Below are 25694 nucleotides of genomic sequence, written 5' to 3'. Positions count from 1 at the left end.
AGAAAGAGGATCGACGATGATTGAACTTAAGACACAGCGGCTTGGCGACCATGAAATTCTACACGCTTTCCCGGCTGGGTTAAGTGAACAACCTTTACCCGTTATTATTTTTTATCATGGGTTTACCTCATCAAAACTGGTTTACAGCTATTTTGCCGTCGCGCTGGCGCAGGCGGGTTTTCGCGTGGTGATGCCGGATGCACCCGGGCACGGGGCGCGGTTTACGGGTGATGAACAGGCGCGGTTAGGGCAGTTCTGGCAAATATTACACGGCAGTTTGACGGAGTTCGCTGGGCTTCGCGATGCGCTTTATGCGGCGGGGCTGGTGGCCGATGAACGTCTTGCCGTCGCGGGGGCGTCGATGGGCGGCATGACCGCGCTGGGCATTATGGCGCGCCACCCGGAGGTAAAATGCGTAGCGAGCCTGATGGGGTCGGGATACTTTACCTCTCTGTCGCAGACCCTCTTTCCGCCACAGGCGCAGGACGTTGAAAGCGTTCTGGCAACCCTCGCGGAGTGGGACGTGACACACGCCTTACCGCGTCTGGCAGACCGCCCTCTGCTGCTCTGGCACGGCGAAGCAGACGATATTGTGCCTGCCGCCGAGACATTCCGATTACAGCAGGCGTTGTTGCGTGAGGGGCTGGATAAAAACCTGACCTGCCTGTGGGAAGCCGGTGTGGGGCATCGCATCACGCCCACGGCGCTGGATGCCACGACCGGTTTTTTCCAAAAGCATCTCTAAACGCGAAGGATGGTGACACCCAGATCCTCAAGTTTTTGCAGGATCTGAGAGTTAGCGTTTTTGCCGGTGATCACCATGTCGATCTGTTCTGCCCGGCTGAACAGCATGCCGGCGCGCTCGCCCACTTTGCTGCTGTCGACCAGTACCACCAGTTTTCCGACAACGTTTAGCATATTCTGCTCCGCCATCGCCGTCAGCATATCGGTTTTGTACAGCCCGTCGGCAGTCAGGCCCTTACCGCTGGTAAACATCCAGTGCCCGGCATACAGGCTGTTTTCGCTGTCCTGTGGGCTGAGGGTGATGGACTGACTTTTGTTGTACTGGCCGCCCATGATCACTACGCTTTCATGCTCCTGGTCGATCAGGTAATTGGCCAGCGGCAGATAGTTCGTGATGATTTGCACCGGTTTCCCGCACATCTCGCGGCCCAGTAAAAAAGCCGTGGAGCCGCAGTTGATCACCACGCTTTCCCCCGGATTCACCAGCTGCGAAGCCGCCCGCGCAATACGCACTTTTTCATCATGATTCTGCGCCTGATGGATATTCATCGGCGTCCAGCGCGGGCGCTGCTGGCTGATCGCCTCGGCACCGTTGCGTACTTTTTTGAGCTTCCCGCTCTCATCCAGTTTGTTGATGTCACGCCGCGCCGTGGCTGGGGAGATCGCCAGGCGATCAATCACTTGTTCGACGGTGACAAAGCCGGTTTGCGCCAGGAGTTCCAGTAAAATTTGATGCCGTTGCGCTTCCGTCATGAGCTATTCCGAAATAAATTGATTTTAAAAGATGATATTTGAAATAGCCTGAAAATACTAAGCAAATGAGAGAATTGCCAGGCGACTCGCCTGGCAACCTGAGTTACGCCACTACAGGAACGATTTGAACGGCAGATCGGGTTCTATCGTGAAGCAGTCATCGAAACCACGCGGGTAGTGGTATTCGAAATTATCTTTGTCCAGCGGCCAGGTAAATTTGCCGCCGACCTGCCAGATAAACGGCTTGAAGCCATACTTCAGACGATCTTTTTTCATTTCCCACAGGACGCGGATCTCCTGTGGATCGGCCTGGAAGTTTGACCAGATATCGTGGTGGAACGGGATCACGACTTTGGTGTTGAGCGCTTCCGCCATGCGCAGCATATCGGCGCTGGTCATTTTGTCGGTGATACCGCGCGGGTTTTCTCCGTAGGATCCCAGCGCTACGTCGATGTGATGCTCATTGCCGTGCTTCGCATAGTAGTTGGAGTAGTGCGAATCGCCGCTGTGATAGAGCGATCCGCCAGGCGTTTTGAACAGATAGTTCACCGCGCGCTCGTCCATGCCGTCCGGCAGCACGCCAGCCGCTTTTTGGTCGGCAGGCAGAGTAATCAATGCGGTTCGGTCAAAGGCGTCAAGGGCATGGATCTCAATGTCTTTGATTTTCACCACGTCGCCGGGCTTCATCACGATGCAGCGCTCTTGTGGCACGCCCCAGCCCATCCACAGATCCACGCAGGTTTGTGGCCCAATAAAGGGCACATCGTCGGCGCAGTTTTGCATGACCGCTGCTGCTACGTTCACGTCGATATGATCGTTGTGATCGTGGGTTGAGAGCACGGCATCGATCTGACGAATCGCGAACGGATCCAGCACAAACGGCGTGGTGCGCAGGTTCGGCTGCAATTTTTTGACGCCAGCCATGCGCTGCATCTGATGGCCTGCTTTCATCAGCGGATTGCCATGGCTCTGCTTGCCCGTCCCGCACCAGAAATCGACACAGATGTTTGCGCCACCCTCCGATTTCAGCCAAATCCCGGTGCAACCCAGCCACCACATCGCAAAGGTGCCCGGTGCGACCTGTTCCTGTTCGATCTCTTCATTCAGCCAGCTACCCCATTCCGGGAAAGTGCTCAGAATCCATGATTCGCGGGTGATGGATTTTACTTTACTCATCGTTTGACTCCCTGTTTCAATCATAATTAATCACAATGTGACGTGTTGTGATTTATGTTGTCACCATTAAATCAGCTTTGCAATGGTGATTTTACTGATTGATGGATCGGACATGAATGCCTGGCGCGGGCGTGCAAACAGGCTTAATTGTTAGCTTGTTTGGTTAATTATCTAAATCTAAAGAAAAAATTTGACATGGTGAATGCTGAATGAAAATCACTATAAAGTGCAGGGAAATAATTTGCGTGACGCGTCACAAATAATCAAATTCAATCTTGTGGTGATTATTTGTGATTACTAGAGTGAGGGCACTTCTTGTACGCAGTTTATCCTTCGTACCCTCACTTTCTGGAGTGTGTTATGGAAATCCTCTACAGCGTCTTTACCGTTTTCTTCAACCAGGTAATGACCAATGCGCCGCTGTTGTTGGGTATTGTGACCTGCCTCGGCTATATCCTGTTACGCAAAAGCGCGAGCGTAATTGTTAAAGGCACCATCAAAACGATTATCGGGTTTATGTTGCTGCAGGCAGGGTCAGGCATATTAACCAGCACGTTCAAGCCTGTTGTCGCCAAAATGTCGGAAGTTTACGGCATTAACGGTGCCATCTCTGACACCTATGCCTCGATGATGGCGACCATTGAACGCATGGGCGAGGCTTACAGCTGGGTGGGGTATGCGGTGCTGCTTGCGTTGGCGTTGAACATTACGTTCGTCCTGCTGCGGCGTATTACCGGCATTCGCACCATCATGCTCACCGGGCACATCATGTTCCAGCAGGCGGGGCTGATTGCCGTCTTCTTCTATATCTTCGGTTACCCGATGTGGACCACCATTATCTGCACGGCGGTGCTGGTGTCGCTCTACTGGGGTATCACCTCCAACATGATGTACAAACCGACGCAGGACGTGACCGACGGCTGCGGTTTCTCCATTGGTCACCAGCAGCAGTTTGCCTCCTGGATTGCGTATAAAGTTGCGCCGTACCTCGGTAAGAAAGAGGAGAGCGTTGAAGATCTCAAACTGCCCGGCTGGCTGAATATCTTCCACGACAATATTGTCTCCACCGCCATCGTCATGACCCTCTTTTTTGGCGCGATCCTGCTCTCCTTCGGCATTGACGTTGTGCAGGCAATGGCCGGCAAAATCCACTGGACTATCTACATTCTGCAAACGGGCTTTCAGTTCGCGGTGGCGATTTTCATCATCACCCAGGGCGTGCGCATGTTTGTGGCTGAACTTTCCGAAGCCTTCAACGGTATCTCTCAGCGCCTGATCCCCGGTGCCGTTCTGGCGATCGACTGTGCGGCAATCTATAGCTTCGCGCCGAACGCAGTGGTGTGGGGCTTTATGTGGGGCACCATCGGCCAGCTGATTGCCGTTGGCATTCTGGTCGGCTGCGGCTCCTCCATTCTGATCATTCCCGGCTTTATCCCGATGTTCTTCTCCAACGCCACCATCGGCGTGTTTGCTAACCACTTCGGCGGCTGGCGCGCGGCGCTGAAGATTTGTCTGGTGATGGGGATGATCGAAATCTTCGGCTGCGTATGGGCGGTCAAACTGACCGGCATGAGCGCCTGGATGGGCATGGCCGACTGGTCGATTCTGGCGCCGCCGATGATGCAGGGCTTCGCCTCCATCGGGCTCGCGTTTATGGCCATCATTATCCTGATTGCACTGGTTTATATGGTCTTCGCCGGACGCGCACTTCGCGTTGAAGAAGACGCAGAGAAACAACTGGCAGAGCAGTCTGCTTAATAAGGAGTTTTGATTATGACCGTACGTATTCTGGCAGTGTGTGGTAACGGACAGGGCAGCTCCATGATCATGAAAATGAAAGTGGACCAGTTTCTCACCGGGCAGGGCGTTGATCATTCGGTAAATAGCTGTGCCGTGGGCGAATACAAAAGCGAGCTGAGCGGGGCGGATGTGATTATTGCTTCCACGCATATCGCAGGGGAGATCACGGTGACGGGCAATAAGTATGTGGTGGGCGTGCGCAACATGCTCTCGGCTGCCGATTTTGGTCCGAAGCTGATGGAGGTTATCAAAGCGCACTTCCCTGGCGATATCAAATAAGGACGCGTCATGAAATTACGAGATTCGCTGGCGGAGAACCATTCCATCCTGCTTCAGGCCGAGGCCAGCACCTGGCAGGATGCCGTCAAACTGGGCGTCGATTTGCTGGTTAACGCCGATGTGGTTGAGCCGCGCTATTACCAGGCCATCCTCGATGGCGTGGCGCAGCACGGCCCGTACTTTGTTATCGCACCGGGTCTGGCTATGCCGCATGGCCGCCCGGAAGAGGGCGTTAAAAAAACCGGCTTTGCGCTGGTGACGCTGAAGTCGCCGCTGGTATTTAACCATGAGGATAACGACCCGGTCGATATCCTGATCACCCTGGCGGCAGTCGATGCGACGACTCACCAGGAGGTGGGCATCATGCAGATCGTTAACCTGTTTGATGATGAAGCCAATTTCGACCGTTTACGCGCCTGCCGTACCGAGCAGGAAGTGCTGGAATTAATCGATCACGCCACTGCGGCGGCAGTTTAAGAGGGAAGTGAAAATGTCATTACCGATGTTGCAGGTCGCACTGGATAACCAAACGATGGCCCATGCGTATGAAACCACGCGTCTGATTGCTGAAGAGGTGGACATCATCGAAGTCGGCACCATTCTCTGCGTCGGGGAAGGTGTTCGCGCCGTCCGTGACCTGAAAGCGCTATACCCGCATAAAATCGTGCTGGCCGACGCCAAGATCGCTGACGCCGGGAAAATTCTCTCCCGTATGTGTTTTGAAGCGAACGCAGACTGGGTGACGGTGATCTGCTGTGCCGATATCAACACCACCAAAGGCGCGCTGGAAGTGGCAAACGAGTTTAATGGCGATGTGCAGATTGAGCTGACCGGCTACTGGACCTGGGAGCAGGCGCAAGAGTGGCGTGATGCGGGCATTCAGCAGGTGGTGTATCACCGCAGCCGCGACGCGCAGGCCGCAGGTGTCGCCTGGGGTGACGCGGATATCAGCGCAATTAAACGTCTTTCGGAGATGGGCTTCAAAGTGACGGTGACCGGCGGTCTGGCGCTGGAGGATTTACCGCTGTTTAAAGGCATTCCGATTCACGTCTTTATTGCCGGGCGCAGCATTCGTGATGCGGTTTCACCGGTAGAGGCTGCGCGTCAGTTTAAACGCTCCATCGCCCAGCTGTGGGGATAAGGAGCGGATATGTTATCGAAACAGGTCCCGCTCGGGATCTACGAAAAAGCACTCCCTGCCGGGGAGTGCTGGCGGGAGCGCCTGCAACTGGCGCGTCAGCTGGGGTTCGATTTTGTTGAAATGTCGGTGGATGAGACCGATCTTCGTCTCGCGCGTCTCGACTGGAGCCGTGAACAGCGGCTGGCGCTGGTCAATGCGGTGGCGGAAACGGGCGTGCGGGTGCCGTCAATGTGCTTAAGTGCGCACCGCCGTTTTCCGCTCGGCAGCGAAGATGACCCGATTCGTGACCAGGGACTGGAGATCATGCGTAAAGCCATCACTTTCGCGCAGGATGTTGGGATTCGCGTCATTCAGCTGGCGGGCTATGACGTCTATTATCAGGAGGCCAATGACGAAACGCGGCGTCGCTTTCGTGAGGGGCTGAAGCAAAGCGTAGAAATGGCCAGCCGTGCCCAGGTGACGCTGGCGATGGAGATCATGGATTACCCGCTGATGAACTCCATCAGCAAAGCGCTGGGCTACGCACACTATCTCAATAATCCGTGGTTCCAGATCTATCCTGATATCGGCAATCTCTCGGCGTGGGATAACGACGTACAAATGGAGTTGCAGGCAGGTTGCGGGCATATCGTAGCGGTTCACGTCAAAGATACACGGCCCGGGGTATTCAAAAACGTACCTTTCGGCACCGGGGTGGTGGATTTCGAACAGTGCTTCCGGACACTCAAACAGAGCGGTTATTGCGGGCCTTATTTGATTGAGATGTGGAGCGAAACGGCAGACGACCCACTAGCGGAAGTAACGAAAGCGCGCGAATGGGTTTGCGAGCGTATGGCGCGGGCGGGATTGCGGGAGGCGGCTCATGCAACAGCTTAAACAGCAGGTCTATGACGCGAATATGGATTTGCCGCGCTACGGCCTGGTGACGTTCACCTGGGGCAACGTGAGTGCTATCGACCGCGTGCGCGGGTGGGTGGTCATCAAGCCAAGCGGGGTGGCGTATGACGTCATGCAGCCAGAGGATATGGTGGTAGTGGATCTGGAGGGTAACGTTATCGAGGGGAGATGGAATCCTTCCTCGGATACGGCAACCCATCTGGCGCTGTACCGCCGCTATCCGACGCTTGGCGGCGTGGTGCATACCCACTCCACCCATGCGACAGCCTGGGCGCAGGCCGGGTTCGCTATCCCGGCACTCGGCACCACGCACGCAGACTATTTCTTCGGTGATATTCCCTGTACCCGGGCATTAACCGAAGCAGAAGTACAGGGTGAATATGAGCTGAATACGGGCAAGGTCATTATCGAGACGATAGGCGAGTGCGAGCCGCTGCATACGCCGGGGATTGTCGTCTGGCAACACGGCCCGTTTGCGTGGGGAAAAAATGCTCACGAGGCGGTGCACAACGCAGTAGTGCTGGAAGAGGTGGCGAAGATGGCGTGGATTGCGCACGGAATCAATCCGCAGCTACAGCCCATTGATCGCTATTTGATGAACAAGCACTATCTGCGCAAGCATGGCCCTGATGCTTATTACGGGCAGAAATAAAAAAAGCCCCCGGGCAGGGGGCAAGTCAAACTATGGCTATGTTCTCGTTTTGGCTTTCCTGGTGCTAGCGTCAAAGTCTTATCGATAGATATCTGCGCTTGCATGCATATTGCCGTTGCTACCGGGCTCACGGGTCAAAATGACGTGGTAGTACTTTGCGCCCGATGCATCAGTCTCTTCATTCAGCGCCTGATCTGCTTCACTTTCGGTGGCGAAGTTATGGTTTATGTAAATTACGCCTAAGCTCTGCACATCATCCATATTTCTGGCCTGTCGACCGTCGATCTTGATGGCTGCCATCGCGTTTGCACTGAGCAAAAGCGCAGCCACAATGGCTATTACGATTTTTTTCATGATATGCGCTCCACGACTGCGTGCTGTGTACGGTTTTCCTCTCCTTATTCGCCTGGGATAGGGTCTGATTAAAGTGTAATCGCTAATAGTGTGGGGAATGGCGACCATTTCTGATGCTGTTGTTCAAAAAAGTAGCGCTTTCCGATGTGTCTAATTTTAAATCATCCACTTAGGCCAGCTTTACGCTTTGTGCGAATTATTTGTGCAATCAGCTTGAGTTTATGGGGGTTCGCAATTAGAATGACGCGTCAATTTTTCGGCCGCCCTTTAACACGTTCCTTGCCTCCATGGGCCGCGGCTGACCCAGACAGGAGGCTGAATAATCCGTAAGGAGCAATTCGATGCGTCATTACGAAATCGTTTTTATGGTCCATCCTGACCAGAGCGAACAGGTTCCGGGTATGATCGAACGTTACACTGGTGCAATCACTGCAGCAGAAGGTACGATCCACCGTCTGGAAGACTGGGGCCGCCGTCAGCTGGCTTACCCGATCAACAAACTGCACAAAGCTCACTACGTTCTGCTGAACGTTGAAGCTCCGCAGGAAGTGATCGATGAGCTGGAAACTAACTTCCGCTTCAACGACGCCGTTATCCGCAGCATGGTAATGCGTACTAAGAACGCAGTTACCGAAGCATCTCCGATGGTTAAAGCGAAAGACGAGCGCCGTGAGCGTCGCGATGATTTCGCAAACGAAACCGCAGATGATTCTGATGCTGGGGATTCTGAAGAGTAATTTCTGATGACCAACCGTCTGGTGTTGTCCGGTACCGTGTGCAGGACCCCCCTTCGTAAGGTCAGCCCATCAGGAATTCCTCATTGCCAGTTCGTGCTTGAGCATCGTTCTGTGCAGGAGGAAGCCGGGTTTCACCGGCAGGCGTGGTGCCAAATGCCCGTTATTATTAGCGGACACGAAAACCAGGCCATTACTCACAGTATAACGGTCGGCTGTGCAGTCACCGTTCAGGGGTTCATCTCTTGCCACAAGGCAAAGAACGGCCTGAGCAAAATGGTTCTGCATGCCGAGCAGATTGATTTGATAGATTCTGGAGACTAGCCATATGGCACGTTATTTCCGTCGTCGCAAGTTCTGCCGTTTCACCGCGGAAGGCGTTCAAGAGATCGACTATAAAGATATCGCAACGCTGAAAAACTACATCACCGAAAGCGGTAAGATTGTCCCAAGCCGTATCACCGGTACTCGTGCAAAATATCAGCGTCAGCTGGCTCGCGCTATCAAACGCGCTCGCTACCTGTCCCTGCTGCCGTACACTGATCGTCATCAGTAATCGGGCACGGTCCATTAATACGACTTTAAGAGGATAAGGTAATGCAAGTTATTCTGCTTGATAAAGTAGCAAACCTGGGCAGCCTGGGTGATCAGGTTAACGTTAAAGCGGGTTACGCACGTAACTTCCTGGTTCCACAGGGTAAAGCTGTTCCAGCTACTAAGAAAAACGTTGAGTTTTTCGAAGCACGTCGTGCTGAACTGGAAGCCAAACTGGCTGACGTTCTGGCGGCTGCTAACGCTCGTGCTGAAGCAATCAATGCACTGGGCACCGTTACCATCGCGTCTAAATCTGGCGACGAAGGTAAACTGTTCGGTTCTATCGGTACCCGCGACATCGCTGACGCTGTAACTGCAGCTGGCGTTGAAGTGGCTAAGAGCGAAGTTCGCATGCCGAACGGCGTTCTGCGTACCACTGGTGAGCACGAAGTGGACTTCCAGGTTCACAGCGAAGTGTTCGCTAAACTGGTTGTTAACGTTGTAGCTGAGTAATTTTTTACTTAGTTAGCGTCTAAGCGCCGGCCTTGTGCCGGCGTTTTGTTTTTTAGCCCCGCCAGAATCACACCTCTCAACTTGTATGGTAGCTATTCCCGTCGCAATCCCTGATAATAATTGAAACGCTATTTTATCTTTGAGATTTGCTATGGACGCCTCTCAGCCCGTATCCCTGTTTGCCCGTAAGAATATCGCCTACGCCAGCGCCACGCTCTGCTGCCTGCTGTGGGGAAGCTCTTATCCGGCGATCAAAAGCGGCTACGAACTTTTTCAGATCGCCACCGACGATATTCCGTCGAAAGTGGTCTTCGCCGGATACCGTTTTCTCTTTGCAGGCCTGCTACTGCTGATGTTTGCCCTCGCGCAACGCAAACCCATCGCCCGGCTCACGCCACGGCAGTTTGGGCAGCTGACCCTGCTGGGCCTGACGCAAACGTCAATCCAGTACGTTTTCTTCTATGTGGGCCTCGCGTACACGACCGGCGTGAAAGGGTCGATCATGAATGCGACCGGAACCTTCTTCAGCGTACTGCTCGCGCACTTTATCTATCAAAACGACAAACTCAGCTATAACAAAACCATCGGCTGCATACTGGGCTTTGCGGGCGTGATGCTGGTGAATTTCAACAGCGGATTACTGGATTTTCACTTTGTCTGGAACGGCGATGGTTTTGTGGTGCTGGCGGCGTTCATCCTCTCGGCAGCCACGCTGTACGGGAAACGTATTTCGCAAACCGTCGATCCCACGGTGATGACCGGGTGGCAACTGGCCATTGGCGGGCTGGTGCTGGTGGTAGGGGGCTACTCGACGGGTGGGCGGCTGGAAGTGCACAGCACGGCTGCGGTGGCCGTTCTCGGCTATTTGACGCTGCTCTCGTCCGTGGCCTTTGCACTGTGGAGTATGCTGCTCAAAGTAAATCGCGTCAGCATGATAGCCCCCTTCAACTTTGTCATTCCCGTTGCCGGTACCGTGCTGTCCGCCATTTTCCTCGGGGAAAACATTCTGGAGATCAAATACGCTATCGCGCTGGTGCTGGTCTGTTCGGGGATCTGGTGGGTGAATAAGGCGAAAAAAACCGCCTGATGTGAACGCCCGGCCAGTGTGACCGGGCTTTCGGCTACTTCACGCGGATAAAGCTGCCGTTTGGCTCACGCATAAACAGCACCTGCTGGCCGCTGCCGGTATCAATCGTCAGCCCTGTCACCACGCCGCTGGCGTTCTGGCGAATCTGTACCATCTGGCCATTCTGTAAATTACTCAGGGGTTTTCCTTCGCCTTCTACCTGCGCCATGGCGTACACATCAGTCGGTGGCAGATTATGGTCGCGGAAGAGCTGCGCCATGGTTTTACCCGGCTCGACGCGATAGGAGCGCCACTGCTGTTCAATACCGGTGGGCTGCTGCGCTTGCGACTGAACAGGCGCTGCGGCTTGTTCCTGCGGCTGCTCTTCCTGAATCGGTTCGGGGGATACCGGCGCCACCTGGCCTGGGTCGTTTGACGGCGTGACCAGCTGTGTTTGCATCGGCTGTTGATCGGGCTGTGGCCGCGACTGCGACTGAATATCTAACTGCGCATTACGCGTGACAGGCTGCGTATCGCTGCTGTCATCGCCAGAAGGAAGCAGGAACCCAATCACCACCACCAGGGCAGCAATAATCACGCCTCTGCGATGGAAGGGCGGCAGCGGATCCATGATGCGAAAGTTGTCCGGCGCATGCCAGATTTTCGCCAGGGTAGGTTTCAGTTCAAATCGCCCGGGCATGGCTCTCCTCCTGCTCCGCATCATTATAATCCTGTCCTGAGAAGTATAGTCTGCTAACTGCCTGAATGGCGTAGTAAACCCGACTCGTGTGACTCACGTTTAGGAAAACACCTGGTCACCTCTATTGTTTCTGTTTCGGCGCAGTTTGTCATCTTAACTTAAGACAAAGTTTTACCCATAAGGGCGTGGCTGATATGCTGCCCGCTACTTTAAATGTGATGGAAGGAAAACCCATGACCACCCCGACTTTTGACACTATCGAAGCGCAGGCAAGCTACGGTATCGGTTTGCAGGTAGGACAGCAGCTGAGCGAATCCGGCCTGGAAGGACTGTTACCTGAAGCACTGGTGGCGGGTATCGCTGACGCGCTGGAAGGCAAACACCCGGCTGTACCGGTAGACGTTGTACATCGCGCACTGCGTGAAGTTCACGAACGTGCGGATGCCGTTCGTCGCGAGCGTTTTGAAGAGATGGCCGCCGAAGGCGTGAAATACCTGGAAGAGAACCGTGAGAAAGAGGGCGTGAACAGCACCGAATCCGGCCTGCAGTTCCGCGTCATCACTCAGGGCGAAGGCGCAATCCCGGCACGTACTGACCATGTACGCGTGCACTACACCGGTAAACTGATCGACGGTACGGTGTTCGACAGCTCTGTCGCCCGTGGCGAACCGGCTGAATTCCCGGTCAACGGCGTGATCCCAGGCTGGATCGAAGCGCTGACGCTGATGCCTGTAGGTTCCAAATGGGAACTGACTATCCCGCAGAACCTGGCTTACGGCGAGCGTGGCGCTGGCGCGTCCATCCCGCCATTCAGCACCCTGGTGTTTGAAGTCGAGCTGCTGGAAATTCTGTAATCGGCACACGCATTTCCTCTCCCCTTGCGGGAGGGGAAATAGTGAGAAAACCTATAGTTAAGCCGATATCAATATTTTATCTTGCAAAGCTACGAGTTGCGTGTATTTTTGTGAGCTGTTTCGCGTTGTATGAGTGATATGACACTCACTTTAAACATATTATTAACATAATATCTATTTCATAGTATTCATCCCGCCGATTCTTACCTACTATCGATGAGTCCTTTTTAAGGGACCGTCACATCATGACGTAACTAAAGGCCAGAAGAGCCTTAACAACACAGACAGGCATAACAGGAAAAAAACACATGGTAGATCAGGTAAAAGTCGTTGCCGACGAAGAGGCTTCGTCTGAACAGTCGCTACGGCGCAATCTCACAAACCGTCATATTCAGCTTATCGCCATCGGCGGTGCCATCGGCACAGGGCTGTTCATGGGGTCGGGCAAAACCATCAGTCTTGCCGGGCCGTCGATCATCTTCGTCTATATGATCATCGGTTTTATGCTGTTCTTCGTGATGCGTGCAATGGGTGAATTGCTGCTCTCGAATCTCGAATACAAATCTTTTAGCGACTTCGCTTCTGACCTGCTCGGCCCCTGGGCGGGATACTTTACCGGCTGGACGTACTGGTTCTGCTGGGTGGTCACCGGCATGGCTGACGTTGTCGCCATCACCGCCTACGCGCAGTTCTGGTTCCCCGGTCTTTCCGACTGGGTGGCGTCCCTTGCGGTGATCGTCCTGCTGCTGAGCCTTAACCTCGCCACCGTAAAAATGTTTGGTGAGATGGAGTTCTGGTTTGCGATGATCAAAATCGTCGCCATCGTCGGGCTGATTGTCGTGGGGCTGGTGATGGTGCTGACGCACTTCCAGTCACCGACCGGCGTGCAGGCTTCCTTTACACACTTGTGGAATGACGGCGGCTGGTTCCCGAAAGGGCTGAGCGGCTTCTTTGCTGGCTTCCAGATTGCGGTGTTCGCCTTCGTGGGTATTGAGCTGGTGGGTACCACCGCTGCGGAAACCAAAGATCCGGAGAAATCCCTGCCGCGCGCAATCAACTCCATCCCGATTCGTATCATCATGTTCTACGTCTTCGCGCTGATCGTCATTATGTCCGTGACGCCGTGGAGCTCCGTCGTTCCAACCAAAAGCCCGTTCGTAGAACTGTTCGTACTGGTTGGTCTGCCTGCTGCGGCAAGCCTGATTAACTTCGTGGTGCTGACGTCGGCGGCCTCTTCTGCCAACAGCGGCGTGTTCTCGACCAGCCGTATGCTGTTCGGTCTGGCGCAGGAAGGCGTGGCACCCAGCGCTTTCGCGAAGCTCTCCAAACGTGCCGTACCGGCGAAAGGGCTGACCTTCTCCTGCATCTGCCTGCTGGGCGGTGTGGTGATGCTGTACGTCAACCCGAGCGTGATTGGTGCGTTCACCATGATCACCACGGTCTCCGCGATCCTGTTCATGTTTGTCTGGACCATCATCCTCTGCTCGTACCTGGTGTACCGCAAACAGCGTCCGCAGCTGCATGAGAAATCCATCTACAAGATGCCGCTCGGCAAGCTGATGTGCTGGGTCTGTATGGCGTTCTTCGTATTTGTTCTGGTTCTGTTGACGCTGGAAGATGACACCCGTCAGGCGCTGATCGTGACGCCGCTGTGGTTCATTGCGCTGGGGTTAGGCTGGCTGTTTATCGGTAAGAAACGTATGGCAGGCATGCGCTAAGTCTGTTGCCGGAGGCGCGCTTCGCCTCTCCGGCACACTAAGGCACAAATAGAGGCCCGGTAAGCGCTCACGCGACCGGGCCTTTTTTTATTCCCCGGCTAATGCACGCGGGAACAGGACGTTATTTTCCAGACTGATGTGTTCCATCAGATCGTCGATCATCTCGTTAAGGCCGTTGTACATCGCTTTCCAGGTCGTGCAGGCATCTGGCGGCGGCGTCACGTTATTGGTGGTGTGTTTGATCACCTCCAGCAGTTCGCCCGCGTCGTCGTGCTCGCTCTCCATGACGCTGATCGGTCCCATCGCCTGCGTACCCATGCCCTGTTTGATCATCGGGAAGAGGATCTGCTCCTCTTTCATCATGTGGCTGGATAACTCTTCGTGCAGCATGGTCAGGTATTTCGCCAGGCCGCGCGGTACGGAGGCTTTATCGGCATGCACACGCTCAACTTTGGTCGCCTGGAGAATCAGTTCCGGGAGCTGTTCGCGATGACGGTCGTGGTAACGCACGATGATGTGGTCGATGATTTCCGCCAGCGCCACGCTCCGCCAGTCTTTCTCGATGGGCTGTTCGGCCAGCTGCGCCAGCTCAGCTTCAATCGCATCAACATCCAGCGCCTTACGCAATGCCGCACGCGCCAGCGTTTGCTTCCCGCCGCAGCAGTAGTCCATATCGTATTTACGAAACAGCGCAGATGCGCGCGGGATGGAGAGCGCCAGCTCGCCTAAAGGTTGGTCGCGGAAGGCCATCGTCGTTACCTCATCATTAAGAATATAAGATGCATTTTAAATGCATCTTTATGGTGAAGCTATAACCCTTTGGGGGCAGCGGCGAAAATGAGAGATCCGTCACATTTATTTTGATGTATTAACCTGCTGAATGGATTTGAAAAATTCCGCGAATGGGCTTCTCATGCCGGAGAAGGCGTTAAACAACCCCGCGTCCCTGCCGATAGATACAGGTCAGATAAAATCCTGCAGATAACTAAAGGCATCGCATGTTTAAACGTATAAAAGTCATCACCCTCTTGATCTCGGTGTTGCTCGGGCTGGGCGCCGTTCAGCTGATCTCCGCCGGGGTATTCATCAATGCTCTGAATAATGACAAAGACAATTTCACCGTCTCTCAGCTCTCCAGCCAGAACGTCGCGGAATTTACTGACGCCTGGATCAGCCTCAACCAGGCGCGCGTCACTCTCAACCGTGGAATGCTCCGCTTGCAGAGCAGCGTGGCGAGCCAGATTAACGGCGGGCAGCTGAACGAGCTGGTCGCTACCGCGAAAAACCTGCTGACGGAAGCGCAGGGTCATTACGATAAATATTACGCCCTGCCGGAAACGCCGGGGATGGACGAAAACCTCTCCAAACAGCTGGAAGAGCAGTACCGCGTCTACTCCGCCACTCTGACGCAAATGAACACCTTACTGGCACAGGGCAACCTGGAAGATATGTTCAAGCAAAACGCCGAGCAAAAGCAGACCGCGATGCAAAAGGTGTATCGCGAGTGGCGTGAAGCGCAGGCGAAGCTGACCAGCAAAGGCATTCAGGACAATGAAAGCGACTACACCCGCATCCTGTGGATCCTCTCCGCCATTATGGTGGTGGTCGCAGCGGTAATTATTACCAGCTGGATTGCGATGCGCCGCGTGCTGTTGCTTCCGTTGCATGATGTGATCAGCCATATCCGTGCGATTGCGGCAGGCGATCTGACGCAGCCGATCGACGCCCAGGGCAAGAACGAAATGGCGGTACTGGCGCGTAACGTACAAGAGATGCAAACCGCACTGGCGAACACCGTCGGCGTGGTGCGCGAAGGGGCTGACACAATCTATACGGGCGCCGGTGAAATTTCCGCCGGCAGCAACGATCTCTCCTCCCGCACCGAGCAGCAGGCCGCGTCGCTGGAAGAGACCGCTGCGAGCATGGAACAGCTGACCGCCACCGTGAAGCAAAACGCCGATAACGCCCGTCAGGCGTCCCGACTGGCGCTGGATGCATCAACCACCGCCAAAAAAGGCGGCAGCGTGGTGGAAGGCGTAGTGCGCACGATGGATGAGATTGCCACCAGTTCCAGCAAAATCGCCCAGATCACTAACGTGATCGACGGCATTGCCTTCCAGACCAACATCCTGGCTCTCAACGCGGCGGTAGAAGCGGCGCGTGCAGGTGAGCAGGGCCGTGGTTTTGCAGTCGTGGCAGGGGAAGTTCGTACCCTGGCCCAGCGTAGCGCTCAGGCCGCGAAAGAGATCAAAGCGCTGATCGATGATTCAGGCGATCGCGTCAACGCCGGTTCTGCACTGGTGAATCAGGCCGGGGAGACCATGTCTGAGATCGTCAATGCCGTCACCCGCGTGACCGATATCATGGGCGAAATCGCCTCGGCGTCCGACGAGCAGAGCCGTGGTATCGATCAGGTCGGGCAGGCCGTCGCCGAGATGGATCGCGTGACTCAGCAGAACGCCTCGCTGGTGGAAGAGTCAGCGGCAGCCGCGGCGGCGCTGGAAGATCAGGCTGCGCGCCTGAACGAAGCGGTCGCGGTGTTTAAAATCACCCGCGGTCAGGCGGTAAAAGCGGCACCGGTGAAAACCTACGTCGCAAAAGCTAAACCCGCAGCAGCGATGGTTGACGGGAACTGGGAAACCTTCTGACAGAGGCCGGAGGGCGCTTGCGCCCTCCGGTTACTACAATCCACGCCCGGAAAGCCCTGACGCTTTCCGGGCGTGGTGTCAAACCTGCGAAACCGTCACCACCGTCGGTTTTTCCGGCTTTGCTCTGACGGCAATCACCACTCCCACCACCAGCAGCAAAATCCCGCACCCCGTTAACAGCGGCGGCACGCTCTGGCGCATCAGGAAGGTATAAAGCAGCCCGGCCAGGGTTTCGAAGACAATCAACGGCCCAAGAATTACCGTCGGCAATTTCTGGCTGGCGATATTCCAGCACAATGCACCCACCCACGAGCACAGCACCGCAATCGCCACCATCAGGCCGACAAACACCCACGGGCGCGGCCCGAACGGCAGGGCAAACTCCGGCTGTTGCAGTCCCAGCCACCAGCAAGATGCCACGTAGCCGAGCAGCGATACTGGCAGCGTCACCAGCGCCTGGGCGGTGGCCCACATCATCGGAGGCTTATCCGGGTTTTCCCGCAGCCAGCGGGCGTTACGCAGGGCATACCACGCCCAGCAGACCACGGAGATCGACGCCAGCAAAATCCCCGAGCCGTAACGCCAGCCGTCAAACTCATCGACACGCGCATGATGCAGCTCGGCGATGTTCACAAAAGCCAGACCGATGGCGATACACACCAGCGCAGGCAGCATTTTCGACCACGCCAGTTTACCGTCGCGATGGCTATAGAGCAGGTTGGCGAACACCGGAATCACCACCGGCAGGGTGCCGATAATCATGGTCGACACGGGTGCGCCGGTGCGCTGAATGGCGCTGGCCAGACAAACGTAATAGATCAGATTGCCCATCATGGTCAGGCCCAGGGCGGTGACCCAGTCGCCGCGACTCAACTGACGCAGGCGAGCGCGGCCCATCCACGCCAGCGGCAGGGCGAAAAGCCCCAGCGCCAGATAGCGCCCCATCGACTGCAACATTGCCGGGTATTCCGGCACAATGAGTGGGCCGACAAAAATTAATCCCCACATCAAACCCGCCAGCAGGGCATACAACACGCCGCTAATCATTTTGCCATCCACGTCAGAGAAACCTGCGCACAGTGTAGAAAGAGGTCCGCCGGGAATATTGTATGAGATTGCGCATTAGCGCCGTACGACCTGCTTCTGATAGCGAACGGGCGTAATGCCGTAGCGATGGGTAAAGGCGCGGGTGAGATGAGACTGATCGGTCAGCCCGGTCGCGGCGGCCACTTCAGCGGCCGGCATGCCGAGGGTGAGAAACGCTTTGGCGCGCCACAGGCGGATCGCCATCAGCATCTGGTGCGGCGTCACGTGAAAGTGTGCTTTGAACTGGCGCTGGAAATGGTACGGACTCAGCGAGACCACGCGCGCCAGCTCATCCAGGGTCACCGGATGCATATAATTGTCGTGCAGATACTCGCGCGCCCGCTCGAAGCGGTGCGCCCCTTCCTGAATGACCGGAGCATGGCGCGCCAGCGGCTGAAATGTCTCGATCAGATCCAGCAGTAAGCCCTTCTGGGCCAGCGGATCGTCCGTGTGCCACAGCCCGTAAATCAGCTGACAGATCTGCTGCGAGCGCAGCGGGTCATGGCGTGTGACGTCGCTAAACCACCAGTGGCGAATGCCGGTCACCTCTTCGAGCAGATCGGGATCGAGATAGACCATCCGGTAGCGCCAGCCGTCTTCTGTGGCGGCCTCGCCGGTGTGCAACTCGTCGGGATTCATGGTGACAACAGAATGAACGGGCGCGACATGCTGCGCGCCACGATAGCGAAAGCGTTCGGCTCCGGCTTCTATCGCGCCGATCCCGAAGGCTTCGTGGGTGTGAGGTTCAAAGGCGTAACGTGAGATATGCGCATGATACAGTTCGACGCCCGGCACCTGCGCCAGATGGCGAAAGCGCGCGCTGTCTCTCTCATCGATGAACTGTTCGGGTACGCCTTGCACGGTGAGCCTCCAGGTGGGTCATCTTTTCATTATCAGAGATGACCCACGGGGATGCCACTAAAATTAACCACCGCTTAACAATTACAGAATGCCTTTGATGCTCTCAGCCAGCGGCGTGGTCGGGCGATCGATCAGTTTGCTCAGGGTACGGCTGTCGTCGAACAGACCGCCCTTCGAGGCACCGACATCGGAATCTGCCAGCATATCCGCCAGCCCGGCCGGTAAGCCCACACTTTTCAGCGCGGCGGCGAAATCGGCTTCGCTCAGGTTCTGATAGGTCACCGGTTTTCCGCTCTGCTTGCTCAGCTCGGCAGCCAGTTCGCTCAGCGTCCACGCCGTATCGCCAGCCAGTTCGTACACGTTGCCTGCGTGACCCTCTTCCGCGATCACTTTCGCCGCCGCAGCGGCATAATCTTCGCGTGTGGCTGCGGCGATTTTGCCGTCACCCGCCGCGCCGATAAACACGCCGTGCTCCAGGGCCGGTGGTGCGCTGGCGAGATAGTTTTCAGTGTACCAGCCGTTACGCAGCAGGGCGTAAGGAATGCCGGACTCGGCCAGCGCCTTTTCGGTGGCAATGTGTTCATCGCGCAGGCCGAGTGGCGACTTATCCGCATGGAGCAGACTGGTGTAGGCGATAAATTTCACGCCCGCCGCTTTTGCCGCGTTGATAACATTCTGATGCTGGGTCGCACGCTGGCCGACTTCGCTTGAGGAGATCAGCAGCAGTTTCTCCACGCCGCTCAGGGCGGTGGTAAACGCGGCCTGGTCGGTGTAATCCGCCTGGCGAACGGTAATGCCTTTCTGGCTCAGGGCGTCGGCTTTTGCCGGGTTACGTACAATCGCCACGATCTCGCTGGCAGGAATGGTTTTAAGCAGGTTGTTGATAACGTGTTGGCCAAGCTGGCCGGTTGCGCCGGTAATTGCGATCATGAGTTATTTCCTCGTTGTTTGCATGTTATGACGGAACATTACCACTCTTACTAACTTTTAGTAAGTACGTACAAAAAGGTAAGTGTTAAATTTGTCATCACGACGTTTCTTTACAGCACAGCGTCTTTTTTGCCGCTAAGATATCCGCCTGAATTTGATTGAGGCGTCTATGATCCCCCGTCAGCGTAAAGCTTTTCTTCTTGTCGCTCTGGCATGTCTGGTGGTGCTTGTCTGCACCACTCAGCGCATGGCGGGGCTGCACGCGCTGGTGATGAACGCCGCTTCCGTGGCTCAGCAAACGGTAGAGCAGACTGGCGACAGCGATTCCCCGGTCACCCCTTGCGAGCTGAGTGCCAAATCCCTGCTGGCAACACCGCCGATCATGTTTGAAGGCGCGCTGTTTGCCATCACGCTGGTCCTGGCGGTGCTGGCCGCCGTACCCCATCGCCCGGTGCGCCGCTGGCCGCCTCGCGTCATCTCTCCGCCCCGATTGCGGGTGCATCTGCGACTCTGCGTATTCCGTGAATGATTGATTGCCTGCTAATTCAGGTTAATTAATTATTTATGGAGAAAATAAATGTATGCATTTTTAAGGCAGCTGATGCTCTGCCTGTTCTGGCTATGGCTGCCCGTCAGTCAGGCCGCCGACAGCGGCTGGCTTCGTGCCGCGGATAATGATCACGCCAGCGTTCGCGTGCGGGCAGACGTCCGGCAAGGGCACGACACGCGCCTGCTGCTGGATGTCCGTCTCGAAAAAGGCTGGAAAACCTACTGGCGATCGCCCGGAGAGGGCGGCATCGCCCCGGCGATAAGCTGGAACACACCGCTGGAGATGGACTGGCGCTGGCCGGTGCCGCAGCGTTTCGAGGTGGCAGGCATTACCACGCAGGGCTACGACGGTAATGTGTCGTTTCCGATCACCCTGCGCGGCGCAATGCCGGAGAAACTGTCGGGCGTGCTCACTCTCTCCACCTGCAGCAACGTCTGCATCCTGACGGACTACCCCTTTGCGCTGGATCTCAGTGCGCCCGCCGATCCGCAATTTAGCTACGATTTCAGCCGCGCGTTGGGCACGCTGCCGCTCAAGGAAGGGCTCACTTCCGATCTAAGCGCCGGTTTCGGTGACGAAAAGCTTCGTATCACCGCCACTCGCGAGGCGGGCTGGCAAAAGCCCGAGCTGTTTATCGACACCCTGGCCGACACGGATTTTGGCAAGCCGGTATACCGGATTGACGGCCAGACCTTGACCGCGACGCTGCCCGTCAGCGACGGCTGGGGAGACAGCGCACCGGATCTGCGGGGCAAAACCCTGTCGCTGGTCCTCGCCGACAGCGGCCAGGCGCAGGAGAGTCAGGTGACGGTGGGCGACGCGCCATCCGGTGACGCCCCGTTTAGCCTGGTCTGGATTCTGCTGATGGCGCTGGCCGGAGGGCTAATCCTCAACGTCATGCCGTGCGTGCTGCCGGTACTGGCAATGAAACTGGGCAGTGTCGTGCAGGCCTCGTCGACTCATCGCCGCGTGGTGCGTCAGCAGTTTATGGCCTCGGCCGCCGGGATCGTGACCTCGTTCCTCGCGCTGGCGCTGATGATGACGGCGCTGCGTCTCAGCAATCAGGCGCTCGGCTGGGGCATCCAGTTCCAGAACCCGTGGTTTATCGCCGCGATGGTGCTGGTGATGGTGGGTTTCAGCGCCAGCCTGCTGGGGCTGTTTGAAATCAGGCTTTCATCCGGTGTCTCTACGTTTCTCGCCACGCGGGGCGGCAATGGTCTGGTGGGGCATTTTTGCCAGGGGGCCTTTGCGACGCTGCTGGCAACTCCGTGCACCGCGCCGTTTCTCGGCACGGCGGTTTCGGTGGCGCTGGTCGCCCCGTTGTCCCTGCTGTGGGGGATATTCCTGGTGATGGGGATCGGCATGAGCCTGCCGTGGCTGTTGATCGCTGCCTGGCCAGGGCTGGCGCTGCGCCTGCCGCGTCCGGGACGATGGATGAACGTCGTGCGGATAATCCTCGGCCTGATGATGCTCGCGTCAGGGCTGTGGCTTGCCAGCCTGCTCGCCGTTCACATTGGGCGAGTGCCGACGCAGGCGTTAGGCGCGTTCATCGTCATCACGCTGCTGATCGCCACGCTATGGCGCTGGGGATGGCGGGTGGCGCTGTGGAGTGCCCTGGCCGCGATGGTGTCGCTCGGTATTTCCCTTCCGCTCATCGGCGCCGGTCAACCGGGGCTGGCGAAGGATCGCATCGTCTGGCAGCCGCTCAGCGAACAGGCGATTACCGCCGCGCTGGCCGACAACAAACGGGTCTTCGTCGATGTCACCGCCGACTGGTGCGTGACCTGCAAAGCGAACAAATACAACGTGCTGCTACGCGACGAGGTGCAAAACGCCCTCAGCGAACCGGATGTGGTTGCGCTGCGCGGCGACTGGAGCCGTCCATCCGAGACGATTAGCCAGTTCCTTCGCGCGCGTCAGAGTGCCGCCGTCCCCTTCAACCAAATTTATGGCCCCGGCCTGGAGCAAGGCCGCATATTGCCGCCGCTGCTGGATCGTGACGATCTCCTTCAGACCCTGAATAATGCCAAAGGACACTAACAATGCGTATTTTAACCTTGATCATGCTGTTCTGTTTTTCGACCCTGAGTTTTGCCGCTGAACCCGATCTGGAGAATTTGCTCTGGAATGATCCCGACACGCCTGCGATGGGCGCGGAAAAACCCCGCCTGACGCTGGTGTCGTTTACCGATTACAACTGCCCCTACTGCAAGCAGTTTGACCCGGAGCTTGAGAAGATTGTGCATAAATTTCCGGACGTCAAACTGGTGGTGAAACTGCTGCCGTTTCGCAGTGAAAGCTCGGCCCACTCTGCGCGAATTGCGCTGACGGCCTGGCGACAGCAGCCTCAGCAGTATTGGGCGCTGCACCAGCGATTGATGTCGAAGAAAGGCTATCACGACGAGGCTTCGATCCTGGCCGCTCAGCAGAAAACGGGCACGGGCACCATCAAGGCCGATGAGAAAAGCGGCGAAACCCTGCAGATGAATTTGATTCTTGCTCAGGTGCTGGGCGTGCAGGGCACTCCGGCGACCCTGGTCGGCAAAACCCTGGTGCCGGGCGCTATTCCGTACGACGACCTGGAGGCGCTGGTGAAGCAAGAGCTGGCGAAGCCAGATGCGCAGTAAAGCACTGCGCTGGCTGCGTGAGGGTATTGTCTGGCTGCTGATTGCCCTCGCGGCAGTGCTGATCACCGATCAGTTCCGCAAACCCTCGCTCCCGGCGACCTTCATTAGCACGCCGCTGCAGACGCTGGACGGCGAATCGGTGGATCTGGCGCAGCGCAGCCACGACAGACCGCTGCTGGTGTATGTCTGGGCGACCTGGTGTGGCGTATGCCGCTACACCACGCCGTCGGTGGCAGGGATGGCAGAAGAGGGGAGAAATGTCATCAGCGTGGCGCTGCGTTCCGGTGACGATGCCACGCTGAGCCATTGGCTGGCGAAAAAACGCTACGGGATGCCGACGGTCAACGACCCTCAGGGCCAGCTCGCACGCCGCTGGCAGGTGCAGGTGACCCCGACGGTGTTGATCGTCTCGCGCGGAGAGGTCAAATCCTTTACCACGGGTTACACCAGCGGCTGGGGCATGAAGCTGCGGCTCTGGTGGGCGGGATTTTGATGTGGCATAATATCACTAACTTTTAGTTAGTATGTGCGAAAAGATCAGTATGAAAACAGCAATCCCTACCCTCAGCGAGCAAATGCGCGACGGCAACCTGTTTGCCGAGCAGTGTCCGTCCCGTGAAGTGCTCAAACACGTCACCAGCCGTTGGGGCGTGCTGATTCTGGTGGCGTTGCGCCAGGGCACGCATCGCTTTAGCGACCTGCGTCGTAAGATGGGCGGCGTCAGCGAGAAGATGCTGGCGCAGTCCTTACAGGCGCTGGAACAGGATGGATTTGTGAATCGTGTGTCGTATCCGGTGGTGCCTCCGCACGTGGAGTACAGCCTCACGCCGCTGGGCGATGAGGTGAGCGAGAAGGTCGCCGCGCTGGTGGACTGGATCGAGGTAAATACGCCGCAGGTGTTGGCTCATCGCGAGGATCGTGCGGCGTGATTGCCGCACGGCGTTAACCTTTACCCGGCCTGCCATTGTGCAGGCCGGGTAAATACGCTTACTTGCTCAAATCCACCTGATAAATCGCGAATCCGATATCATCGGTTCCGGTCTTGCTCATCGGATACTGCGCTTTGTCTTTAATAAACGCCGCCGCTTTGTCAGACGGTGACGTCTCAAAACGAATATCCAGCTTAGACGCGCTCTGAATCGGGGCCAGACGCCAGTTATTGTCTGCCGCCGGATGGATCGCGCCATCCTTTTTCGACTGCTCGCCAATCCACGCCGCCAGCACCGAGCGGTTCTCGTCCGGTGATGCAAACGCGATATGGCTATCGCCGGTCCCGGCGAATTTGCCGCCGTACGCGCGATAGTTATTGGTCGCCACCAGGAATACCGCGTTCGGGTCGATCGGTTTACCCTGGAAGGTCAGATGCTTGATACGTTCCGCCTGCGGGTTCACCGTCTGACACTCGCCGTCGTATTTCGCCGGCTGTGACACGTCGATCTGGTATTCCACTCCGTCGATCACGTCGAAGTTATAGGTGCGGAAACCGTCCCAGTTGATCAGCGACTGCGGCTTACTGCTGTGAACGTCGATCTGGTTAAACTGACCGGCGGAACACTCCAGCCACTCTTTCACCTCTTTCCCCGTGGCTTTTACCACCACCAGCGTGTTCGGATAGAGGTAGAGATCCGCCGCGTTGCGGAAGGTGAGCTGACCTTTTTCCACTTCAACGTAGCTGGCCGGATCGTTTTTACGCCCGCCGACTTTGAACGGAGCTGCGGCGGAAAGTACCGGCAGTTTCGCCAGGTCCGGATCGCCCTGAATAAAGCGCTCAACGTAGGCTTTCTGCGCCATATTCACCACCTGAACAGTGGGATCGTCCTGCACCAGCGCCAGGTAGCTGTACATATTGTCGGAGGATTTCCCGACCGGCTTGCTGACAAATTCGCGGGTCGCATCGTGATCGTGTTTCAGCACGTTCAGGATATTTTTATCTTCGGCCGCCAGCGATTTTTTCGCCGCCGCATCGTAGATTGGGCGCGCTTCGGCTTTCGACTGGGTCACCTGCCATTTTCCGCCATCGTTATTCAGCACCAGATCCACCACGCCCAGATGATCGCCCCACATGCCTGGCATCACCGACGGCACGCCGTTGAGGGTTCCTTTCTCGATATCGGCACCTTTAATGCTGGCGAAATCTTTGCCTGGGAAGACCGCGTGCGCGTGACCAAACAGAATGGCGTCAACGCCCGGTACTTCGCTGAGGTAATAGACGGAGTTCTCGGCCATCGCCTGATACGGATCGGCAGACAGCCCGGAGTGCGCCACCACGACCACCAGATCAGCCCCTTTCTCTCGCATTTCCGGAACGTACTTGCGCGCGGTTTCGGTGATGTCGTTAACGGTCACTTTGCCCGAGAGATTGGCTTTATCCCAGGTCATGATCTGCGGTGGCACAAACCCGATATAGCCGATTTTCAGCGTCTGCTTTTTACCGTCCTGATCCACGACCTCAGTCTCTTTAATCAGATAGGGCGTAAACAGCGGCTTTTGGGTCTTAACGTCGATGATATTGGCGTTAACGTACGGGAATTTTGCGCCAGCGAGCGCCATATGCAGATAATCCAGCCCGTAGTTAAACTCGTGGTTTCCGAGGTTACCGACGGCGTAATCCAGGGTATTCAACGCCTTATAAACCGGGTGAATATCGCCTTTTTTCAGCCCCTTCGCCGCCATGTAATCGCCGAGCGGACTACCCTGAATTAAGTCGCCGTTATCGACCAGCACGCTGTTTTTCACCTCGCCGCGCGCGGCGTTAATCAAACTTGCGGTGCGTACCAGTCCGAATTTTTCGGTCGGGGTATCTTTGTAGTAATCGAAATCCATCATGTTGCTATGCAGGTCGGTAGTTTCCAGAATGCGAAGATCTACCGTCGCGGCCTGCACGCTTGCGGCAATCAGCGTTGCCAGGAGCGTTGCGCTAAACTTAATCATCAGAGGAGTCCTTTTTACGATCCAAGCCACAAAAGAATATGTATGTATATTTTGTTGCTTACAGAAGTGTGAATCCTGCCAGAAAAAAGCGTCGTGAAACCAGAATTGCTTCACAGATAGCGGAATTGTTAACAATACGATATAAC

The 25694-nt window shown here is 56.2% G+C and carries 29 protein-coding genes; 20 read left to right on the top strand and 9 right to left on the bottom strand.

Translation table 11 applies throughout. From position 1 onward, the window contains the following. Positions 1–16 precede the first annotated feature (16 nt). Positions 17–745, top strand: coding sequence for an esterase (gene yjfP / locus F153LOC_RS11730; protein WP_102104439.1), 729 nt, complete (start codon positions 17–19; stop codon positions 743–745). Here the strand turns inward: yjfP and ulaR are convergent. Both ulaR and ulaG read right to left on the bottom strand, forming a co-directional pair. Continuing rightward, on the bottom strand, positions 742–1497 hold the full coding sequence (gene ulaR / locus F153LOC_RS11725) for an HTH-type transcriptional regulator UlaR (protein WP_102104440.1): 756 nt from the start codon (positions 1495–1497) through the stop codon (positions 742–744). The genes yjfP and ulaR overlap by 4 nt on opposite strands. 111 nt (positions 1498–1608) lie before the next feature. Continuing rightward, the gene (gene ulaG / locus F153LOC_RS11720) at positions 1609–2673 is read right to left on the bottom strand and encodes an L-ascorbate 6-phosphate lactonase (protein WP_102104441.1); all 1065 of its coding nucleotides are present in this window, start codon (positions 2671–2673) and stop codon (positions 1609–1611) included. 360 nt (positions 2674–3033) lie between these two features. Between ulaG and ulaA the strand changes: the two genes are divergently transcribed. The 6 genes from ulaA to F153LOC_RS11690 are packed head-to-tail and all read left to right on the top strand — an operon-like array spanning position 3034 to position 7442. Then, positions 3034–4431 carry a PTS ascorbate transporter subunit IIC gene (gene ulaA / locus F153LOC_RS11715; protein WP_102104442.1) on the top strand — a complete coding sequence of 466 codons (1398 nt, stop codon included), beginning with the start codon at positions 3034–3036 and terminating at the stop codon, positions 4429–4431. A 15-nt stretch (positions 4432–4446) separates the two neighbouring features. After that, entirely contained in the window at positions 4447–4752 is a 306-nt protein-coding gene (gene ulaB / locus F153LOC_RS11710; protein WP_100777882.1) for a PTS ascorbate transporter subunit IIB, read from the top strand. A 9-nt stretch (positions 4753–4761) separates the two neighbouring features. Beyond that, positions 4762–5229 (top strand): PTS ascorbate transporter subunit IIA, encoded by a 468-nt coding sequence (gene ulaC / locus F153LOC_RS11705; protein WP_102104443.1) that lies wholly within the window; start codon positions 4762–4764, stop codon positions 5227–5229. A gap of 13 nt (positions 5230–5242) precedes the next feature. Next, entirely contained in the window at positions 5243–5893 is a 651-nt protein-coding gene (gene ulaD / locus F153LOC_RS11700) for a 3-keto-L-gulonate-6-phosphate decarboxylase UlaD (protein ID WP_100777880.1), read from the top strand. 9 nt (positions 5894–5902) lie between these two features. Then, the gene (locus F153LOC_RS11695) at positions 5903–6769 is read left to right on the top strand and encodes an L-ribulose-5-phosphate 3-epimerase (protein WP_102104444.1); all 867 of its coding nucleotides are present in this window, start codon (positions 5903–5905) and stop codon (positions 6767–6769) included. Then, positions 6756–7442 carry an L-ribulose-5-phosphate 4-epimerase gene (locus tag F153LOC_RS11690; protein WP_102104445.1) on the top strand — a complete coding sequence of 229 codons (687 nt, stop codon included), beginning with the start codon at positions 6756–6758 and terminating at the stop codon, positions 7440–7442. The genes F153LOC_RS11695 and F153LOC_RS11690 overlap by 14 nt, the downstream gene beginning before the upstream one ends. A gap of 78 nt (positions 7443–7520) precedes the next feature. Here F153LOC_RS11690 and yjfY read toward each other — a convergent pair whose 3' ends face one another. Further along, positions 7521–7796, bottom strand: coding sequence for a DUF1471 family protein YjfY (gene yjfY, locus F153LOC_RS11685; RefSeq protein ID WP_102104446.1), 276 nt, complete (start codon positions 7794–7796; stop codon positions 7521–7523). Positions 7797–8137: 341 nt separating this feature from the next. On the opposite strand from yjfY, the gene rpsF reads away from it, so the two are divergent. From rpsF to F153LOC_RS11660, 5 genes are all read left to right on the top strand, one after another. After that, positions 8138–8533 (top strand): 30S ribosomal protein S6, encoded by a 396-nt coding sequence (gene rpsF, locus F153LOC_RS11680; protein ID WP_100777876.1) that lies wholly within the window; start codon positions 8138–8140, stop codon positions 8531–8533. 6 nt (positions 8534–8539) lie between these two features. Further along, the gene (gene priB / locus F153LOC_RS11675; RefSeq protein ID WP_100777875.1) at positions 8540–8854 is read left to right on the top strand and encodes a primosomal replication protein N; all 315 of its coding nucleotides are present in this window, start codon (positions 8540–8542) and stop codon (positions 8852–8854) included. 4 nt (positions 8855–8858) lie between these two features. Next, positions 8859–9086 carry a 30S ribosomal protein S18 gene (gene rpsR / locus F153LOC_RS11670; RefSeq protein WP_000135199.1) on the top strand — a complete coding sequence of 76 codons (228 nt, stop codon included), beginning with the start codon at positions 8859–8861 and terminating at the stop codon, positions 9084–9086. A 41-nt stretch (positions 9087–9127) separates the two neighbouring features. Next, the gene (rplI, locus tag F153LOC_RS11665) at positions 9128–9577 is read left to right on the top strand and encodes a 50S ribosomal protein L9 (RefSeq protein WP_059179941.1); all 450 of its coding nucleotides are present in this window, start codon (positions 9128–9130) and stop codon (positions 9575–9577) included. Between the two features lie 151 nt (positions 9578–9728). Continuing rightward, positions 9729–10664 carry a DMT family transporter gene (locus tag F153LOC_RS11660; RefSeq protein ID WP_100777874.1) on the top strand — a complete coding sequence of 312 codons (936 nt, stop codon included), beginning with the start codon at positions 9729–9731 and terminating at the stop codon, positions 10662–10664. Between the two features lie 34 nt (positions 10665–10698). Here F153LOC_RS11660 and F153LOC_RS11655 read toward each other — a convergent pair whose 3' ends face one another. After that, entirely contained in the window at positions 10699–11343 is a 645-nt protein-coding gene (locus F153LOC_RS11655) for an OapA family protein (RefSeq protein WP_102104447.1), read from the bottom strand. A 233-nt stretch (positions 11344–11576) separates the two neighbouring features. On the opposite strand from F153LOC_RS11655, the gene fklB reads away from it, so the two are divergent. Continuing rightward, positions 11577–12197 carry an FKBP-type peptidyl-prolyl cis-trans isomerase gene (gene fklB / locus F153LOC_RS11650; RefSeq protein ID WP_187469894.1) on the top strand — a complete coding sequence of 207 codons (621 nt, stop codon included), beginning with the start codon at positions 11577–11579 and terminating at the stop codon, positions 12195–12197. Between the two features lie 308 nt (positions 12198–12505). Next, positions 12506–13915, top strand: coding sequence for a D-serine/D-alanine/glycine transporter (cycA, locus tag F153LOC_RS11645; protein WP_100777871.1), 1410 nt, complete (start codon positions 12506–12508; stop codon positions 13913–13915). Between the two features lie 87 nt (positions 13916–14002). Here cycA and ytfE read toward each other — a convergent pair whose 3' ends face one another. Beyond that, on the bottom strand, positions 14003–14665 hold the full coding sequence (gene ytfE, locus F153LOC_RS11640; RefSeq protein ID WP_102104449.1) for an iron-sulfur cluster repair protein YtfE: 663 nt from the start codon (positions 14663–14665) through the stop codon (positions 14003–14005). 248 nt (positions 14666–14913) lie between these two features. Between ytfE and F153LOC_RS11635 the strand changes: the two genes are divergently transcribed. Further along, positions 14914–16563 (top strand): methyl-accepting chemotaxis protein, encoded by a 1650-nt coding sequence (locus F153LOC_RS11635; protein WP_100777869.1) that lies wholly within the window; start codon positions 14914–14916, stop codon positions 16561–16563. 78 nt (positions 16564–16641) lie between these two features. Here the strand turns inward: F153LOC_RS11635 and F153LOC_RS11630 are convergent, their stop codons facing one another. The 3 genes from F153LOC_RS11630 to F153LOC_RS11620 all read right to left on the bottom strand — a co-directional run bounded on the left by F153LOC_RS11630 (position 16642) and on the right by F153LOC_RS11620 (position 19440). Further along, positions 16642–17610 (bottom strand): DMT family transporter, encoded by a 969-nt coding sequence (locus F153LOC_RS11630; protein WP_102104450.1) that lies wholly within the window; start codon positions 17608–17610, stop codon positions 16642–16644. Between the two features lie 75 nt (positions 17611–17685). Next, positions 17686–18510, bottom strand: a complete 825-nt coding sequence (locus F153LOC_RS11625; RefSeq protein WP_102104451.1) for an AraC family transcriptional regulator — start codon at positions 18508–18510, stop codon at positions 17686–17688. A gap of 81 nt (positions 18511–18591) precedes the next feature. After that, positions 18592–19440, bottom strand: a complete 849-nt coding sequence (locus tag F153LOC_RS11620) for an SDR family oxidoreductase (RefSeq protein WP_102104452.1) — start codon at positions 19438–19440, stop codon at positions 18592–18594. A 169-nt stretch (positions 19441–19609) separates the two neighbouring features. Here F153LOC_RS11620 and F153LOC_RS11615 point away from each other — a divergent pair, with 169 nt between their 5' ends. From F153LOC_RS11615 to F153LOC_RS11595, 5 genes are read left to right on the top strand one after another with little or no spacing between them, the layout of a single operon-like run. Next, entirely contained in the window at positions 19610–19969 is a 360-nt protein-coding gene (locus F153LOC_RS11615) for a copper resistance protein (protein WP_102104453.1), read from the top strand. Positions 19970–20017: 48 nt separating this feature from the next. Continuing rightward, positions 20018–22030, top strand: coding sequence for a protein-disulfide reductase DsbD (locus F153LOC_RS11610; protein WP_102104454.1), 2013 nt, complete (start codon positions 20018–20020; stop codon positions 22028–22030). Positions 22031–22032: 2 nt separating this feature from the next. Continuing rightward, the gene (locus F153LOC_RS11605) at positions 22033–22617 is read left to right on the top strand and encodes a DsbA family protein (protein ID WP_102104455.1); all 585 of its coding nucleotides are present in this window, start codon (positions 22033–22035) and stop codon (positions 22615–22617) included. Then, the gene (locus tag F153LOC_RS11600; RefSeq protein WP_102104456.1) at positions 22607–23110 is read left to right on the top strand and encodes a protein disulfide oxidoreductase; all 504 of its coding nucleotides are present in this window, start codon (positions 22607–22609) and stop codon (positions 23108–23110) included. Before F153LOC_RS11605 ends, F153LOC_RS11600 begins: the two co-directional genes overlap by 11 nt. A gap of 49 nt (positions 23111–23159) precedes the next feature. Next, positions 23160–23546: a helix-turn-helix domain-containing protein gene (locus tag F153LOC_RS11595; RefSeq protein WP_100777862.1), complete on the top strand. Its 387-nt coding sequence runs from the start codon at positions 23160–23162 to the stop codon at positions 23544–23546. A 58-nt stretch (positions 23547–23604) separates the two neighbouring features. On the opposite strand, the gene F153LOC_RS11590 is transcribed toward F153LOC_RS11595, so the two are convergent. Continuing rightward, positions 23605–25548, bottom strand: coding sequence for a bifunctional 2',3'-cyclic-nucleotide 2'-phosphodiesterase/3'-nucleotidase (locus tag F153LOC_RS11590; protein WP_102104457.1), 1944 nt, complete (start codon positions 25546–25548; stop codon positions 23605–23607). Positions 25549–25694 lie beyond the last annotated feature (146 nt).

It is taken from the genome of Lelliottia sp. F153 (assembly GCF_002870005.1).
GTDB lineage: Bacteria > Pseudomonadota > Gammaproteobacteria > Enterobacterales > Enterobacteriaceae > Enterobacter > Enterobacter nimipressuralis.
The sequence above is the reverse complement of the archived record's forward strand: the minus strand, read 5'-3'. Positions and strand labels throughout refer to the sequence as shown.